General features: G+C 51.8%; 1 protein-coding gene. It reads left to right on the top strand.

Going from position 1 to position 869, the window contains the following annotated elements; all coding sequences use genetic code 11:
• Positions 1-241 precede the first annotated feature (241 nt).
• Complete coding sequence (locus P7F28_RS09440; protein WP_277184243.1) at positions 242-796, top strand: hypothetical protein; 555 nt, start codon at positions 242-244, stop codon at positions 794-796.
• Positions 797-869: the final 73 nt, after the last annotated feature.

Genomic DNA, 869 nt, shown 5'->3' with positions numbered 1-869 from the left:
GTCGAAAGCGAGTCTCGTAGGCTCGTGCTGTGCTCGAATCGTGAGCCCAAAAATTTTCATTGTTGGGTCGACTTCCCAGGGCAGGAGCTAACGGCAAGATTTGATCTTTGGTGGGATTCCGTTAGCCAAACTGACATCTCTGACCTTGCGTGGTCGGCCGCTCGACAATAACTAGCGATTTCCTCACAATACGGGTGACGCAAATCGAGATGGCCGGCCATGAGACACCTTTCCTACGACGATGAGCGATAAAGCGGCCGAGGCTTCAACCTCGTCCAGGCCAAACGACGACAAGTTTTCTTTCTTGCACTTCGCTTGGTGGGTTGGATTCCTCGCACTGTGTCTAACAATGATGCAGTTAGAGCGCACGCCCATTCTCATGTTGTTCATTGCCGTTCTCTTTTTGCCTCTCCTTACCATCGCGTTGCTCGTCGGCACCATCGTCAATATTTTTGCTCGTCGATGGCGTCGAGCAGTTTCTGCATTGATGGCGCCGCTGCTTGCCGTTGCTCTGATCAAGGGACTTTGGCTCATTGGCTTGGACCCCGATCGAATCCACTTTTTGCTCGTCAAGTATCCGCATGAGATGCAGATGCATTTTTCGCCTGATGGCGAGCGGGCGTCTCGATCGTGGGACTGGGGGCTTGATGCTCCACTCGCCAGTCCCGGCGTTGCCTATACTTTGATCTATGACCCAACCGATTCTGAGTCATTCGGTGAATCCGACTCAGGTAAAACAGTTCGGTCGATGGGTGATCATTTTTACCTCGTCAAGGTTTACGAAGGGGAGCCATGATGTTCTTGATTTTGCCATTCTGAAGTCAACGTCTTTCTCACGTGCGCCATCAATTCCGAGTATGTAGCGTCAC

This window comes from Caballeronia sp. BR00000012568055, assembly GCF_029439455.1.
Classification (GTDB): domain Bacteria; phylum Pseudomonadota; class Gammaproteobacteria; order Burkholderiales; family Burkholderiaceae; genus Caballeronia.
Note: the sequence above shows the minus strand (reverse complement) of the source record. Positions and strands in the feature narration are given on the sequence as shown.

Coding starts and splice junctions, on each gene's coding strand:
- P7F28_RS09440 (WP_277184243.1), top strand. CDS start 242: ATGAGCGATAAAGCGGCCGAGGCTTCAACCTCGTCCAGGCCAAACGAC.